General features: G+C 67.5%; 14 protein-coding genes. 6 read left to right on the top strand and 8 right to left on the bottom strand.

Features of this window, described 5'->3' with window-relative positions:
• Nucleotides 1-124 precede the first annotated feature (124 nt).
• From ABLE94_RS01325 to rplJ, 3 genes are all read right to left on the bottom strand, one after another.
• The gene (locus tag ABLE94_RS01325) at nt 125-1,516 is read right to left on the bottom strand and encodes a glycosyltransferase 87 family protein (protein ID WP_348804930.1); all 1,392 of its coding nucleotides are present in this window, start codon (nt 1,514-1,516) and stop codon (nt 125-127) included.
• Nucleotides 1,517-1,749: 233 nt separating this feature from the next.
• Nucleotides 1,750-2,142, bottom strand: a complete 393-nt coding sequence (gene rplL, locus ABLE94_RS01320) for a 50S ribosomal protein L7/L12 (protein WP_348804931.1) — start codon at nt 2,140-2,142, stop codon at nt 1,750-1,752.
• Nucleotides 2,143-2,247: 105 nt separating this feature from the next.
• Nucleotides 2,248-2,775, bottom strand: a complete 528-nt coding sequence (gene rplJ / locus ABLE94_RS01315) for a 50S ribosomal protein L10 (protein ID WP_348807833.1) — start codon at nt 2,773-2,775, stop codon at nt 2,248-2,250.
• A gap of 718 nt (nt 2,776-3,493) precedes the next feature.
• On the opposite strand from rplJ, the gene ABLE94_RS01310 reads away from it, so the two are divergent.
• On the top strand, nt 3,494-5,524 hold the full coding sequence (locus tag ABLE94_RS01310; protein WP_348807832.1) for a CocE/NonD family hydrolase: 2,031 nt from the start codon (nt 3,494-3,496) through the stop codon (nt 5,522-5,524).
• Nucleotides 5,525-5,865: 341 nt separating this feature from the next.
• On the opposite strand, the gene ABLE94_RS01305 is transcribed toward ABLE94_RS01310, so the two are convergent.
• Nucleotides 5,866-6,615, bottom strand: coding sequence for a tyrosine-protein phosphatase (locus ABLE94_RS01305; protein WP_348807831.1), 750 nt, complete (start codon nt 6,613-6,615; stop codon nt 5,866-5,868).
• 50 nt (nt 6,616-6,665) lie between these two features.
• A complete protein-coding gene (locus tag ABLE94_RS01300; protein ID WP_348804935.1) occupies nt 6,666-7,172 on the bottom strand; it encodes a TIGR04338 family metallohydrolase in 507 nt (168 codons plus the stop codon).
• A gap of 120 nt (nt 7,173-7,292) precedes the next feature.
• Between ABLE94_RS01300 and ABLE94_RS01295 the strand changes: the two genes are divergently transcribed.
• Both ABLE94_RS01295 and ABLE94_RS01290 read left to right on the top strand, forming a co-directional pair.
• Nucleotides 7,293-8,429 (top strand): hypothetical protein, encoded by a 1,137-nt coding sequence (locus tag ABLE94_RS01295; protein ID WP_348807830.1) that lies wholly within the window; start codon nt 7,293-7,295, stop codon nt 8,427-8,429.
• The gene (locus ABLE94_RS01290) at nt 8,320-8,760 is read left to right on the top strand and encodes a hypothetical protein (RefSeq protein WP_348807829.1); all 441 of its coding nucleotides are present in this window, start codon (nt 8,320-8,322) and stop codon (nt 8,758-8,760) included. Before ABLE94_RS01295 ends, ABLE94_RS01290 begins: the two co-directional genes overlap by 110 nt.
• A gap of 42 nt (nt 8,761-8,802) precedes the next feature.
• On the opposite strand, the gene ABLE94_RS01285 is transcribed toward ABLE94_RS01290, so the two are convergent.
• Both ABLE94_RS01285 and ABLE94_RS01280 read right to left on the bottom strand, forming a co-directional pair.
• Nucleotides 8,803-9,636: a DUF2786 domain-containing protein gene (locus ABLE94_RS01285; protein WP_348804938.1), complete on the bottom strand. Its 834-nt coding sequence runs from the start codon at nt 9,634-9,636 to the stop codon at nt 8,803-8,805.
• 101 nt (nt 9,637-9,737) lie between these two features.
• Complete coding sequence (locus ABLE94_RS01280) at nt 9,738-10,691, bottom strand: L-lactate dehydrogenase (RefSeq protein WP_348804939.1); 954 nt, start codon at nt 10,689-10,691, stop codon at nt 9,738-9,740.
• Nucleotides 10,692-10,978: 287 nt separating this feature from the next.
• On the opposite strand from ABLE94_RS01280, the gene mdo reads away from it, so the two are divergent.
• The 3 genes from mdo to madC all read left to right on the top strand — a co-directional run bounded on the left by mdo (nt 10,979) and on the right by madC (nt 15,191).
• Nucleotides 10,979-12,250 (top strand): NDMA-dependent methanol dehydrogenase, encoded by a 1,272-nt coding sequence (mdo, locus tag ABLE94_RS01275; protein ID WP_348807828.1) that lies wholly within the window; start codon nt 10,979-10,981, stop codon nt 12,248-12,250.
• Nucleotides 12,251-12,575: 325 nt separating this feature from the next.
• Nucleotides 12,576-13,631 (top strand): MadB family AAA-type ATPase, encoded by a 1,056-nt coding sequence (locus ABLE94_RS01270; protein ID WP_348804941.1) that lies wholly within the window; start codon nt 12,576-12,578, stop codon nt 13,629-13,631.
• An 18-nt stretch (nt 13,632-13,649) separates the two neighbouring features.
• Complete coding sequence (madC, locus tag ABLE94_RS01265) at nt 13,650-15,191, top strand: MadC family VWA domain-containing protein (protein ID WP_348807827.1); 1,542 nt, start codon at nt 13,650-13,652, stop codon at nt 15,189-15,191.
• A 179-nt stretch (nt 15,192-15,370) separates the two neighbouring features.
• Here madC and ABLE94_RS01260 read toward each other — a convergent pair whose 3' ends face one another.
• Nucleotides 15,371-15,622 carry an excalibur calcium-binding domain-containing protein gene (locus tag ABLE94_RS01260; RefSeq protein WP_348805119.1) on the bottom strand — a complete coding sequence of 84 codons (252 nt, stop codon included), beginning with the start codon at nt 15,620-15,622 and terminating at the stop codon, nt 15,371-15,373.
• Nucleotides 15,623-15,692 lie beyond the last annotated feature (70 nt).

The following is a 15,692-nucleotide window of genomic DNA, read 5'->3' as shown; positions in this document are numbered from 1 at the left end:
ATTTGTGGTTGGGGTCACTCTAACGGACTGACAGTTCGCGACCCACCACACTGTTGTCGAACCCTGTCCAGCGTGGAACGTGAGGGAATCTACCGCTCGGTAACTTATCCCTCGGGCGATGACATTAGCGGATCGAATCGAATCCGGCAAGTGGGCCCGGTCCCATCTGCGGCGGCGACGTGAGCCGCGCCTCTTTCTTTCCCGACCCCTCCCAGATCTCGCGGACCCGCGCGAACGGCAGCCACCAGGAGATCACCAGGACGAGGAGCAGCCAGATCAACGACGAGTTGCCGTAGATGTTCTCCCACCATCCCCAGCGCAGTTCGTTGAGCTGTGCGCTCGGCAGGAACAACGACGGGCCGGGCAGTTGCGCCACCAGACCCAGCACACCGAGCGCGATGAACACCCACGCGACGGTTTTCGACGAGACCCCGGCGATGGTCGGCGGGGCATCGGGTTGCGGCTCGTCGTTTTGCGGCTCCCGCAGCGCTCGCAGAGCCCGTACGCCGACGACGAGGAACACCAGGATGTACACGCTGGTCAGCACCCAGTGGTGAATCCAGGCGGCCGGGGTGGCCAGCAACGCCACCGCCCAGGCGGCCAGGAAACACAGTTCGTACTCGCGGCGCTTGGCCAGATGCCACGCGAGCACCAGACAGTAGAGCCCCGCGATCGCGCACAGCGGCAGCCACCAGTGCGACCGCTGACTGTCCGACATCCCCATCCGGGCCAGCACGCCGGCGATGCCCTGGTTGTAGACGAAGGCGAGCCCGCCGATGCGGTCCGGGTCGAACACCGTCGAGGTCCAGTACTTCAGCGAATCCGCCGGAACGATCGCCCACGCGATGCCGGTCGCGACGACGAATCCCACCCCGACGTTGATCGCGGCCCGCCACTGCCGTCGCGCGATGAAGTAGATGATGACGACGGCGGGGGTCATCTTGATCGCCGCGGCGATGCCGACCAGCAGTCCGCGGTAGGGCTCGGCCCACGCGGGCCGCCGATCCCAGAGGGTGTCGGCGATGACGAGCCCGGCGAGGATCAGGTTGATCTGCCCCAGATCCAGCGTGATCCGAACCGGCTCGAGCTGGTAGGCGATACCGGTCAGCAGCATCGTCGCGCCGATCGGGAGGTCACCACACCCGACGCGGCGCAGCAGCACCCGGATCAGCCAGAACGTCAGCAGGCACCCGATGACGAGGAAGATCACCGACAGCACCCGCACCGGCAGCCAACTCATCGGCACGAAGGCCAGCGCCGCGAACGGCGGATAGGTGAACGGCAGGATGGAATCGTTGGCCTGCGGCATCGGACCGTCGTAGAGATGCTGCCCGTGAAAGAGGAACTGGCCGCCGTACCGATAGATCTGCAGATCCACCGGCGGTCCCCAGTACTTGGTGGGGCCGAGATGCACCAGCCACGGCTGTCCGAACACCCGGCACACCCCGAGGAACAGGACGACGGCCCCGATGATGTTGATGGCCGTGAACGCCCGACGGGGCAGCACTGCAGTCACGCGCGGAAATACTAGTCGGCGACGGTTCGACGAGGGTTCGCCGGTTCCCCCTCGGCCGCTCTCGGACCCTTGCGTCGACAGCGCTCACCTCCCCACTGACAGCGCCCACTTCGACGCCGACAGCGCCCTCGGACAGCACGAAACCCGGGACAGACTCGCTGTCCCGGGTTTCGCGGGTATGTGTCAAGCACGCGCGTAAGCGCGGTGACCCACAGGCGCCGAAGCGCCTCGAATCACTTGACGGAGACCTTGGCGCCGGCCTCTTCGAGCTTGGCCTTGGCAGCCTCGGCGGCGTCCTTGTCGACCTTCTCCAGGATCGCCTTCGGAGCACCCTCGACGAGGTCCTTGGCTTCCTTCAGGCCCAGGCCCGAGACAACCTCGCGCACGACCTTGATGACCTGGATCTTCTTGTCGCCGGCAGCCTCGAGGACGACGTCGAACTCGTCCTGCTCGGCAGCAGCCTCGGCGGCACCGCCGGCAGCCGGAGCACCGGCAGCCGCAACGGCGACCGGAGCAGCCGCGGTGACCTCGAAGACCTCTTCGAACTTCTTCACGAAATCGCTGAGCTCCAGCAGGGTCAGTTCCTTGAACTGATCGATGAGCTCGTCAGCGGTGAGCTTCGCCATGGTGGCGTCCTTCCTGTCTGTCCCCGGTTCGGGGGTAAGTCATCCCGACCGGGATGGGGTGTCTCCCGCGGAGCGGGAATGGTTCTTGCAGTGGCGAGTGGGGTACTACTCGCCGGCTTCTTGCTGCTGCTTCTCCTGCAGGGCCGCGGCGAGGCGCGCCACCTGCGATGCCGGCTGGTTGAACAGGCCGGCAGCCTTTGCCAAGTTGCCCTTCATGGCACCGGCGAGCTTGGCCAACAGGACCTCGCGGGTCTCAAGGTCGGCGATCTGTTCGATCTCGGCCACGGACAGCGCACGGCCGTCCATGAACCCGCCCTTGATGACGAGAGCCTTGTTGTCCTTGGCGAACGTCTTGATCGCCTTCGCGGCCACCACCGGCTCGCCTTCGATGAAGGCGATCGCGGTCGGGCCGGTGAACAGCTCGTCGAGCCCTTCCACGCCCGCCTTCTCGGCGGCACGCTTCACCAGGGTGTTCTTGGCGACGGAGTAGGTTGCACCCTCACCGAGGGAACGACGCAGTTCGGTGATCTGGCTGACGGACAGGCCACGGTACTCCGTGACGACTGCAGCCGTGGCGCCCTCGAACTGCTCGGCGATCTCTGCAACTGCAGAAACCTTGTCGGACTTGGCCATACTTCGCCTCCTTCCTCATCACTCGAGTTGAGTTTGGTCAGGGTTCAAGGCAGAGGACCGAGGTCGGGATGACCCGAGAGAGACGACAAACGCCCCGGCACACAGAAAGGCACGGGGCGTCACACTCAGAAGCTCGCCACAGGGGCGTGATCTTCGGTTGTTCCTCGTTCTCCCTGCGTGGGCCGCCGACTTTCGTCGTCCTTCGATCGGGATCGCTCCCGATGACCAACGGTCTCTGGTTGAACCGATACGACGCGGCATTGCGCGTCACACCGAGAGACAACGGTACCGGAGCGCGAGTCGACAACCAAATCCGTGAGCCGAGCCCTCGCCGGCCGAAGCACTCGTCTCCCCTCGCCGGCCGAACGACTCGTCTCCCCTCGCCGGTCGAGCCGCCGCGAGCCCCCCAGGGCGAGCGGCGAGTCGAGACCCCTGGCCATGGAGCTGGAAACCAACCACCCCGTCATCCATCCGATCACCCCACCTGTCCAACTGGACGGTTTTGCCCCCAAACGCCAACCTGTGACCTGGGCTTTTACCTCCGTGACACAAATGCGTCCGACCTGGTTGCCTATCCGATACCTGCCATGCACTATCGTCGGCGGTCGGAAGTGATGTGCGACACAAAGTGTAAGAGCAGTTTCACTCGCTTCCGCGGACACGAGGGGGTGTGACGCGGCGTCCACGCCGTCGGGCATCCCAGGCAGGGTGAAGCGCCATGACGTACCAGCTGGACACCAGTTCGATTCCCCGTGCGACGCCGCAGCGTGCGACGCCGGTCGGTGCCCCACACTTCGGCACCCCACACTTCGGCACACTGCCCCTCGGCGATCCCACCGGCGGCGCCGACGGCATCCGCTGGCGCGAGGCCGTCGACGGCGAGCAGACCTACCCGCGCGTGGTCATCGACCGCGACGTCGCGATCACCATGAGCGACGGCACCCGCCTGCGCGCCACCGTCGTCCGCCCCGCCAACCGCTTCGGCCAGACCGTCCTGACACCCTATCCGGCCGTCGTCAACATCAACCCGTACAACCGCGCGGCGGTCGACCTCATCGACACCACCACCCACGCCCCGGTCCTGGGCAAGGCGCTGCGGTCGGCGTCGGCGTCCATCGACGCCACCGGCACCGCCCTGGCCGGACTGACCCGGCTCACCGGCACCCTCGCCGGCGGCATCCTCGACGTCTTCGGCATCAACCGCTCCCTGGTACAGAGCGGATACGTGCAGGTGATCGTCGACGTCCGGGGCACCGGCGCCAGCGAGGGCAAGTGGCAGATCCTCGGCCGGCGCGAACAGCAGGACTCCGTCGAGGTCATCTCCTGGGCCGCCGAACAGGAGTGGTGCAACGGCAAAGTCGGATTGGCCGGCTGGTCGTATTCGGCGATCAACTCACTGCAGGCCGCCGACAAGCGTCCCGCCGAACTCGGCGCCGTCTTCGCCGTCGAGGGCTGCGACGACATCGTCCGCGACATCTACATCACCGGCGGCATGCCGTCGGCGTTCATCCCGCTGTGGTTGTCGGTGGTCAACATCCTCAAGTGGGTGCCCAATCCGTCGACCACCCTGCGTGACGTCCTCCGTGGCGATTCGCTGAAGTTGCTGCGTGATCGCATCGCCTCGCCGGCAACCGAAATCCCTTCTCTGCTCTGGGGATTCCTCACCGCCCGCGACGACCGCATCTTCGACGACCCCTACTTCGACGAACGCGACCCGCAGGTCGACCGCATCGACGCCCCGACATTCACCGTCGGCGGCTGGCACGACCTGTTCGGCCGCAGTGCCACCGGCATCTACGAGCGGATGACCCTCGAGCCCGGCCGCAAGCAGATGCTGGTCGGCGACGGCTACCACTTCGACGTCGGCACCGGCCAGGGCGGCGCGTCGGCCCCGCCGCGGCTCGATGTCCTCGAACGCGCCTGGTTCGACCGGTGGCTCAAGGGCCACCGCAACGGCATCGAGTTCTACGGCCCGGTCACCATGCTTCAGCAGGGCGGATCCTGGACCGCCGGAACGGCTTTCCCGCGCAACGGGGTGCGGCCGGTGAAGCTCTTCCTCACCGAGGAACCGACCGACACCGCCACCCACGCCGCGCACGACGGATCGTTGAGTTCATCTCCCGCACAAGGCATTTCGTCACTGCATGTACACCCGGACCTGCGCGGCCTGGTCTCGCGCGACATGACGCAGGTGACCGCGGGCGCGTCGATGGTGTTCGGTGACCGCTTCAACCTCGACGCCCGCTTCCAGGAACGCGGCGGCCTGTCGTTCACCAGCGCACCGGTCACCGAGGCCACCCAGGTCAGCGGTGCGATGAACCTGCGCCTGAACGTCGCCACCACCGCCCACGAGGCGATCTGGGCGGTCACCGTCAATGATGTTGCGCCCGAAGGCACTTCGACAGTCCTCACGAACGGCGCACTGTCATCGTCGAATCGCGCCCTGGACCGCTCGAAGTCGACCTACGCCTCCGACGGCAGCCTGCTCGGCGCCCACCACTTCCTGTCCCGCAAGCGCAAACTGCCCGTGCCCGCCGACGAACCTGTCCGCATCGACGTCGACCTCGTGCCCACCGACGCCGTCCTGCAGCCCGGGCACCGCCTGCGCGTCGACGTCTACGCCGCCAGTTTCCCCCGGTATCTGACCGTGGTCCCCGACCTCATCAAGGCACGCGGCCGGCAGCAACGCCTCGTCCTCGATCCGGACAAGCCGAGCTACCTCACCTTCTGCGCGGGCGGCACCTGGTAGCCGCGTCGAGTGGGCACCCAATTCCGTTGGCAGCGCCCTGAATTCCATTGACAGGCTAGACCGGCGAAAACCACCCACCCCACCTCACGCTGGTCGAGCAACCACTTCCCCCGTTGGTCGAGCAACCACTTCCCCCGTTGGTCGAGCAACCCCTTCCCCTGCTGGTCGAGTAGCCCCGAGGAACGAGGGGCGTATCCGCCGGGCCGAGCTTGTCGAGGTCGAGACCACCCGCAACCCGACAACCCGACCACCCCAACAACTCACAGCCCCGACCCACCCGGCCTAGACCCGGCTCGACCAGCGAAAAGCCGCGCACCCCAGCAGATCTCGAATCTCCTCGATCAGTGGTCGGTCACAAACCGCTCCGCAAAGCGGGTCAGCAGATCCGGTCCGATCCCGCACGCCGCCAGGTATCCCGCCGTGTCACCGTGTGTCGCGGCCATCGCCGCATCCGCCGACCGCAGGTAGTCGACGTGCACTCCGAGGTAATCGACGGGAATCGATTCGGCATCCGGATGTCGGCGAATCACCATCTGCCGCAGGTGATCCACCGCGTCGTTGCTGCGGAGATAGTCGGCGTGCACCGCCGTCTCCGGCACACCGGCGGCCCGCAGCACCGACGCCACCGCCCAGCCGGTGCGGTCCTTGCCGGCCGCGCAGTGCACCAGCACCGATCGTCCGTCGGCGATCGATTCGACGATCGCGAGGATCGCCGCCGACGCCCCGGAAAGGTTCGGGTAGGTGCGGTAGATGTCGGACATGTGGCCGCGCACCGCGTCGGCGGACATGCCACGTGCGGAGAAACTCGAACGGTCCACCGCGAACGGCAGCACCCGCCCGCGCACATGCCCGGGCAGCGCGTCGTAGCCCTCCGCGTCGCATTCGGCCGGCGCGCGCAGGTCGATCACCTCGTCGACGCCCAGCGCGGTCAACGCCGCCCGGCCGTCGTCGTCGAGGTCCCCCAGGTGCGCCGACCGCAGCAGCATCCCGGGCCGGACCGACCGGCCGTCGGCCGTCGGCAAACCCCCGACGTCACGCACATTGAACGAACCGGACAGCACGAGATCGTCGCCGGAGATCGGAAGCCCCATGCCGCCCACCGTAGCGGGCAGCTCGGGGACACCACACCCGGGACCGCAGATCACCCCACCCCGGAATCCGACAGGATCACCCGATAGACAAATCCCGCTTCCGGCCCGAGAACGGTACCGACCAACTCGGTGAGCGTCAGCACGAATCCGCGCCCGTGCGCCGGACCGTCGCCGTCGTCGAGGTGATGCGCAAGCTCATGCAACACCACCAATTCCCTTAGGGCCCAACGCCCTTCGCGGCTTTCCGGGATCGCGATCTCGGCAAGCGCCCAGCGGTACTCGGCGGCCCGATAGCCCCGGCGGGCGCGCACCGTCACCGGGACACCGGCCCGCGGGAATCGTTCCCGCACCGCGGGCATCGCCAACACCCGGGCAACGTAGTCGCCGACCGCATCGGCCGACGAGAACCGCGCCTCGCTGGGCAGCGTCAGTTCGGTGCCGGCGATCTGCACGGTCCGCGACGTCCCGACCGACCCCTGCGCGGCCCGATCGAACATGCGCAACACCAGCCGTTCGGCCTCGTACAACTGCGAGCGCCCCACGTCACGCGGGCTCATCGGATCGGCTCCCCTGCGCTCACCTGCCCGATGGTATCGGCGCCACGCCGACACCTCGCATGTCGATGTCGCGCGCGACCACTACGATCTGCACAGCCACACCCGCGAAAGGAATCACCGATGGACCCCGTCCAGTCGCCGCCATTCCTCGGGCGCATGCGGCAACGCGGGCTCGCCCTGTACGACCGGGGACTGCAGGTGCCCGGCGCCCGTCTGATCCTGCGGATGATCGGCGACATCGCGACCAGCGGACTCACCGACCGCGCGATGACTCTCGCCGCCCAGGCCTTCACCTCGGTGCTGCCGTTCGCGATCCTGATGACGACGGTGCCGATCGGTCGCCGCTTTCTGGACAAGGCCTTCGAGGGCTTCGGGATGAACCCGGAGAACCTGGGCCTGCCGCCGGTGGACACCACGCAGCGGCTCGGCGCATTCGGCTGGTTCGGCGCACTCATGGTGATCGCCGGCGCCACCTCCCTCTCGCGCGCACTGGGCCGCATGTACCTGTCCGCCTGGCAGGTCGAGAAACTCAACTGGCGCGGCTGGTGGCGCTGGGTGGCGGTGCTGTTTCTCATCCCCGCCGCCGTCGTCGCGCAGGGGCTGATCACACCGGTACACGAGTTCAGCCTGATCGGACGCACCTGGTACGGCTTCGGGGTGACCGGACTGATCCTCGAGATCATCGGCACCGTCATCATCTGGTCGGTGCTATGGACGGTCATCCCCCGTCTGCTCGTCTCGACGCAGGTGCCGATGCGCCTCCTGGCGGTCAACGGTGTCCTCACCTCGATCTTCATCACCATCTACCTCATCGGCAGCCGCGTCGTGCTGCCCCGCACGATGCCGGAAACCACCCGCCACTACGGGACGCTCGGTGTGGTGTTCGTGACCATCAGCTGGTTGTTCTTCTACACGTGCATCCTGGTGGCCTCGGCCACCATCATGAACACCATCGTCACCGACGACGGTTTCCTGGGCCGTCACCTCTCCCGCTTCACCGGCCGGCCGACCCCCTTCCCCCCTGCGGCTAGCATCGCGTTCGGGGTCCGTCCCGCCACGTCCACCGATGCGGGCGACGGTCCCCGCCATGATCCGGTACCACAGGCGGAGCCGACGACGCACCGCGAGAAGGAGACGGGAGCCGACGATGACGCCCACCACGCATCCGAGAAGAATGAGGCGCGCCGCGACGGCCGCGGTCCTCGTCGCCCTCGCCGCGATCCCGACGGCCTGCGCGGCGACGGAGAACACCGTTGAGGACGCCACGTCGTATTCCACCTCGGTGAGCAACGCCCCGGCGCCGGGCACCCTGGACACCCTCGCCGACGACGTCGCGGCCGCCGGGCTCCCGGTCACCGGGCGTCACACCGGTTCGGCGCAGGACTGCTCCGACGCCGGTTGCGGCGGCATCCTGATCACCGAGCAGTTCACCCTGATGCAGTTCGAGAGCACCGGCCGCGCCGAGCTCTACGCGGGTGAGCACACCGACGCCTTCCAACTCCTCAATGTGGTCGTCACCTTCCCCGCGTCGGTGAGCGACGAGCAGCAGACCCGCTACGAGGACGCCATCGAGCACGCCCTGAACTGACCGGGACCCGATTCGCCACGCCCCGAACCGGCCCACGGCGCGTCACGACCCGAGTTGCCCACGCGGCGCACCGAATTGGGGGTCGGCGCCGATCTTGGCCCGACGACCGGCCCGGTCACCGGCCTGCCGCGCCCCCGCCGAATAACCCGCCGACGCACTCGTCGGCCGCCAGGTGCCGCGTGCGGTGGATTCCGACCGGTAGAAGTCGGTCACCTCGATCTCCTTGTTACGCAACACCACCGCCGTCGACGACGCCGAACCCGCCACCTCCGGATCGTCCCCGGCGATCGCCTCGGAACGCTGCTCGTCGCGCGCCACGGCCAGTCGCTTACCGATCCGTTCGGCGAACGCCGACTGGAAGTTCAGCCGGGCAGTAATGGGCGCCAACGGTTTTCGCTCCACCACCCGCCGCGCCCGCCACCCGCTTCCCCGTCGGACGATCCGCGCCGACTCCTCGTCGCGATACTCCCCCGACCGCAGGTAGGCGTCGCTGGCCGCCACCATCTGCACCAGCAGGGAGGTGTAGAGCGCCTCGCACATGTCGATGTCGGCGGCGTAGCCGTAGGCCAGCACGAACGTCGAGTTCCCCGCGACGTCGACGGTCACATCGTTGGCGCGCGCGATGGCGACGAACAGTTGCACGTAGGTTTTCAGGCCCCGTTTGCCCGGCTCCCCGATGGCGATCTGCCGTGACACCGGGGTGGCCTTCGCCCGGGCGGCCGGATCGTGCGCCCGCGCCACCGCCAGGTCGATCGAGGCCGCGGTGGCCAATCGTTGGGCGGCGGCCATGAAGGTCTCCGCCTCGTGCGGGTTGTCGGTGTTCTCCGCCTGGCGCAGCAGTCCGGCGATCCGGGTGAGCAACTTGTCATCGCGCATACCGATCAGACTATTTCGGTGGGCGCCGGGTTCCACGCCGAGGCGACGTCATCCACACCCCGACGACATTGTCCACAAACCCTGAGACGAACCCGCCGGGTCTACAACCCGAACTTCGCCTGCATCGCCCGTAGCGTCTCCGCCGATTTCATCAGCCCCTCGCGCTCGCTCTCGGACATGGCGATCTCCAGCCGCATCTGGGCGCCGGCCCGGTCGACGATCGTGGGCAGCGACAGACACACATCCTCGAGTCCCTCGAAGCCCGAGGCCACCGTCGACACCGGCAGCACGCGGTGCTCGTCCTTGAGGACCGCCTCGACGATGCGGGTGGCCGCCAGGCCGATCGCATAGTTGGTGGCGCCCTTGCCCTCGATGATCTTGTACGCGGCGTGCACCACCTCGTGGTGGATCTCCGCGCGCACCTTCTCGTCCATCGCGTCGTAGCCGGGCAGTGGCTGCCAATCGGTCAGCGGCACACCACCGATAGATGCCGAACTCCACAGCGGGATCTCGGAGTCGCCGTGCTCACCGGCGATGTAGGCGTGCACATTCTGCACCGCCACCCCGGCATGCTGGGCGATGAGGAAGCGCAGCCGCGACGAGTCGAGTACGGTACCCGACCCGAACAGCTGATTACGCGGCAGTCCACTGTATTTCAGCGCCGCATAGGTGACGATGTCGACGGGATTGGTCACCATGATGTAGATCGCATTGGGGGCCACCTCGATCAGGCCCGGCATGATCTTCTGGGTGAGTCCGATTGTCGCCTCGGCGAGTTCGAGTCGCGACTGTCCGGGCTTCTGCTTGGCGCCGGCGGTGAACACCACCACGTCGGCGTCGGCGCACACCGAGATGTCGGCGCCGCCGATGATGTCGGTGCGCGGCACGAACTCCAGTCCGTGCGACATGTCGAGGACCTCGGCGGTCACCTTCGGTTCGTTGATGTCCATCAACGCGATCGTGCGCGCGACGCCCCGGATCAGCGACGCGTACGCCACGGCGGTTCCGACCGCGCCGGCCCCGATGATCGCCAGCTTCGTCCCTCGTGTGTCCATCACTACCTCCACGCTCGCTCGGCCCCTCCTCCAGTCCTATCGCATCCGCCTTGCCGACGCCGCACATCGGCGGTTGTTGTCACCCAAGCTTCACGCTGCCGAACGGGAGTTCCCTTTTCTCCCGGGGTGCCCAGAGGGATGACCGGCGAACCTGACCTTCCGGACAGTTTCCCACTCTCCTGCTGGACTGATCATCTGTGTATGTGTTCAGGTGTTCTTGTGGGAAGTGTGACGACCGCTACATGCTCGAAGAGTCACCCCGTACCGACACAGGAGATTGAGGATTCATGGCCATCGAGCTGAATCAGATCTGGGACTTCCCCATCAAGGACTTCCACCCCTTCCCCAACGCCAAGCTCGGCGTCGGCGCCCACGACATGCTCGGTGTCGAGGCCAAGAATCTCGGCATGACCCGCGTGTTGCTGATGACCACCGGCCTGCGCGGCTCGGGCATCATCGAAGAACTCAAGGGCAAGATCGAATACCAGGGCGTCGACGTCGTCCTCTACGACAAGGTCGAGTCCAACCCCAAGGACTACAACTGCATGGACGCCGCCGCGCTCTACCAGAGCGAGAAGTGCGACGGCATCATCTCCGTCGGTGGCGGTTCGAGCCACGACGCCGCCAAGGGCGCCCGCATGGTGATCGCCCACGACGGCCGCAACATCAACGAGTTCGAGGGCTTCTCCAAGGCCACCAACAAGGAGAACCCCAAGCACATCGCGGTCTCGACGACGGCCGGCACCGGCTCGGAAACCTCCTGGGCCTACGTCATCACCGACACCTCCGACATGAACAAGCCGCACAAGTGGGTGGCCTTCGACGACACCTGCCTCGTCGACCTCGCGATGGACGACCCGCTGCTGTACTACAGCTGCCCCGAGCACTTCACCGCCTTCTGCGGCTTCGACGTGCTGGCCCACGCCTCCGAGCCCTACGTCTCGCGCCTGGACTTCGCCCCGTCGCTCGGCAACGCGAAGTACTCCATCGAGCTGATCCGCGATCACCTGCGCACCGCGGTGTACGAGCCCCGCAACCTCGAGGCCCGCACCGGCATGATGCACGCCCAGTACATCGCCGCACAGGCCTTCAACTCCGGCGGCCTCGGACTCATTCACTCACTGTCCCATGCGGTTTCGGCGTTCTACGACAGCCACCACGGCCTCAACAACGCCATCGCCCTGCCGCGCGTGTGGGAGTACAACCTGCCCAGCCGCTACAAGCGCTACGCCGACATCGCCAAGCTGCTCGGCGTCGACACCACCAACATGACCACCGTGCAGGCCGCCGACGCCGCGGTCGAGGAGGCCATCCGACTGTCCAAGGACCTCGGCATCCCGGACAACTTCGGTCAGCTCAGCGTCAACAGCTACGAGAAGAACCGGATGAACACCGGCAAGTACGAGGGCCGCGGCGACACCATGGACACCTCCGACAAGCAGATCCGCGCCATCGCCGAGCACATGATGGACGACTGGTGCACGCCGGGCAACCCGCGCGAATGCACCGTCGAGTCGCTCATCCCGATGGTCACCCACGCGATGACCGGCAGCTACTGAGGTAGTTCGCCGCGCTCGGCCGGTCGAGCCGCCCCCTCTCGCCGGCCGAGCGCACTACCTGCCGAACGAGCCCGACCTCTCGCCGGTCGAGCACACTGCCCGCCGAACGAGCCCGACCTCTCGCCGGTCGAGTAGCCTCGACCGAGCGAAGCGAGGCCGCGGCGTATCGAGACCCCCGGGAGCCTGAGCAACTCCCGGGACACGTGGATCGGTCCGGGTGAGGTCATTGACCTGACCCTTCACCCGGACCGATCCACACCTTTCCTCCCCCAACACCCGCTCTGCCCCAATACCTTTGATCACCGCACCGTCGCGAAGAGGAGCCATGTCGGAACCCTCGGCCCTGCCCGGCCCGTCCACCGAATTCGAGAGCGTCGACGACATCGTCGACGCGCTGGCCGGCCAGGGGTACCTCATCGACGCCGACCTCGCCGTGGTCGTCCACCTGGCCACCCTGCTCGACCGGCCACTGCTGCTCGAGGGACCGGCCGGCGTCGGCAAGACCGAACTGGCCAAAGCCCTTGCCGCAGCATCGGGTCGGGATCTGATCCGCCTGCAATGCTACGAGGGACTCGACGAATCACGCGCCCTCTACGAATGGGATTACGCCCGCCAACTCCTGCACGTGCAGATGTTGCGCGACCGCATCGGCGCCGAGCTGGCCGAACAACCCACCCTCGCCGCGGCGTCGGCGGCGCTGGCCCGCACCGAGGTCGGCGTCTACACCGAGGATTTCCTCGTCGCCCGCCCGCTGCTGGCCGCGATCCGCTCGGCCACGCCGACGGTCCTGCTCGTCGACGAGGTCGACCGCACCGACGAGGCGATGGAGGCGGTGATGCTCGAGGTGCTCGCCGAACGGCAGGTCACCGTCCCCGAACTCGGCACCTTCACCGCACGCTCCGCACCGTGGGTCATCCTGACCTCCAACGACACTCGTGAACTGTCCCCCGCCCTCAAACGCCGCTGCCTGCACTTCCAGGTGGCCTACCCCGACGCCGCGCGGGAATGCCGCATCGTCGGCGTCCGCGCCCCCGAGGTGGAGGAGTCGGTCATCACCGAGATCGTCGACCTCGCCCGCCGCCTGCGTGATCTGCCGCTACGCAAGAGCCCGTCCATCGCCGAGGTCATCGACGCAGCCCGCGCCGCGTCGTTCCTCTCCGATACCCGGGACGCCGACGGCACCGTCCTCGACCGCGCGCTGTTGTCTCTGCTGGTCAAGTTCGGCAGCGATCTCGATCTCGCGCGCCGCGAACTCCACACCCCCACCGCGGCAACGTCATCGGGCTCGGCACCGATCGGCACCGACGGGTCGGGTCCGGCGGGTTCGGTGACCGCCACCGCCTTCGGCGCCGGACGCGCCCGCAGTTCGGCCCGGCGCTGAGGCTCGAGGCCGGCGACAATGGCGTCCCCACAACATCATTCATCCCTCGAGCCGACGCGGGAGAACACCGTCGACCGCCTGGCCGTCCTGTTCGGCCGGGTCCTGCGCCGCTTCGGGGTGAACGTCTCCCCCGCGGAGGTCATCGAGATCCGCCGGGTCATCGGCATCATCGGCGGCGCCGACCCACACCGGTTGCGGGCCGGCCTGCGTTCGGTGAGCGTCAAATACGACTACGAGACAGCGGGTTTCGAGTACGCCTTCGACGTCTTCTTCGGCGGCGCAGACATTCCCGACGACGATGAGCCACTGCCCCGGCCCCGCGGCGCGGCCGCCGACCTCCCCGACGACATCGTGTGGGACGAGGATTTCACCGGCGCCGCACGACGGATCGGCGCCGACGAACACACCGACGAGATCGGTGATCTGATGGTCGACGACCCCGACGCGGCCGAACGTCGCGGTGAGAGCGCGCACCGTGAGGAGAACGACTTCACCGTGTCGGCGGGAACCGAGGAACTCGGCGTCGACCAGAACTCCGGGTCGGTGCCCGGCGGCGTCACCTTCACCATCGACGTCGACGAGGCCGACTCCTCGACCGTCGGCGAACTCGTCGGCACCGCCACCCGCGTCCACGGCACCCCTCTCGGAATCGATGGTGCCGCAGCCATTCTCGCGGCGCTCGACGCCTACGACGCCCGGCGCGCCTACGGCACCGACGGCGCCGAGGGCCTCGACGACCGCGAGCGCGCCGAGTTGGAGCGCGCCCTCGAGGCATTCGTGGAAGCGCTCTCACAGCGCCTGGGCGAGGCGGCCGCCACCGATCCCGACGATTCCGACGACCGCCCCGTCACCTCCGATCAGGCCGACATCGACCGCGCCTGCCATCGCCTCATCCAGCGGATGCGCGGCGCCCCCCTGCGCACCGTCCGCCACACCGATCGGGGTGGCCTCGACATGCGTCGCACCATGCGTTCGGCCGTCGCCACCGACGGTGTGCCCTTGGAACTCTGGCGCCGCACCACCCGGCCCGGCCCGGTCCGGCTGCTGCTGCTGGTCGACGTGTCACTATCGGTGCGGCCGGTCGCCGGCTTCCTGCTCCGCCTCGCGCAGACACTGCATCGGCACGGCGACCGCTGCGAGGTGATCGCCTTCGTCGACGACCCGATCCGCGTCACCGACGAGCTTCGACGCAGCGACGGCGAGTCCGCGCTCACGTCGGTCCTCGCCGCCGACGGCCTCGACCTCGCCGCCACCAGCGACTACGGCACCATGCTGACGCATCTGTTGGCCCGATACGGCGATCTCATCGGTCCCCGCACCTCGGTGGTGGTCGCCGGAGATGCCCGCAGCAACGGCTTCGACCCACGCGTCGACCAGTTCGCCGAGCTGTCCCGCCGCGTGCACCGCATCGCCTGGATCACCCCGGAACCGCGGCGCTACTGGAACCAAACCGGCTGTGCCCTGGCCGATTACATCGAGTACTGCGACGCCTTCGTCAGTGCCCGCGACGGCGCCGAGCTCGTCGAGCACGTCGACGAACTCGCCGCGGCCCTGCGCTGATCGCGCCCTCGTCACCACTGACAGCGCTCTCTCCCACGTTGACCGCGCTCTCCCCCACATTGACAGCGCTCTCCCCCACGTTGACAGCGCTCTCCCCCACGTTGACAGCGCTCTCTCCTGCGTTGACAGCGCTCTCTCCTGCGTTGACAGCGCTCACCACACCACTGACAGCGCTCAGCTCAATGCTTCTCGCAGGCGATCCCGTCCTTGTCACGGTCGCGGGCCGTGTTCGCCTTGTAGACGTCGTCGTTGACGGTGAAGTTCGTGACCGGTGTGCCCGACGTCGAGTCGACCGCACCGGCCTTGCCGACTCCATGTGGGTAGTCGGCGTTGAGAGCGGCACAGTTGGCGTACGTCGTCGCCGCGTCGGCCGGGACCGCCACCGCGAACGGCGCGGCCACCACCGTAGATGCTCCGACACACATCATCATCCGTAAGCGACGCACCACCAACAACCACCTTCACATCGATCGATAAAGTCCGGTCGGCGATTACGCCCGG

The sequence above is a fragment of the Gordonia sp. VNK1 genome (assembly GCF_040049135.1).
Lineage (GTDB): Bacteria > Actinomycetota > Actinomycetes > Mycobacteriales > Mycobacteriaceae > Gordonia > Gordonia oleivorans.
The sequence above is the reverse complement of the archived record's forward strand: the minus strand, read 5'-3'. Positions and strand labels throughout refer to the sequence as shown.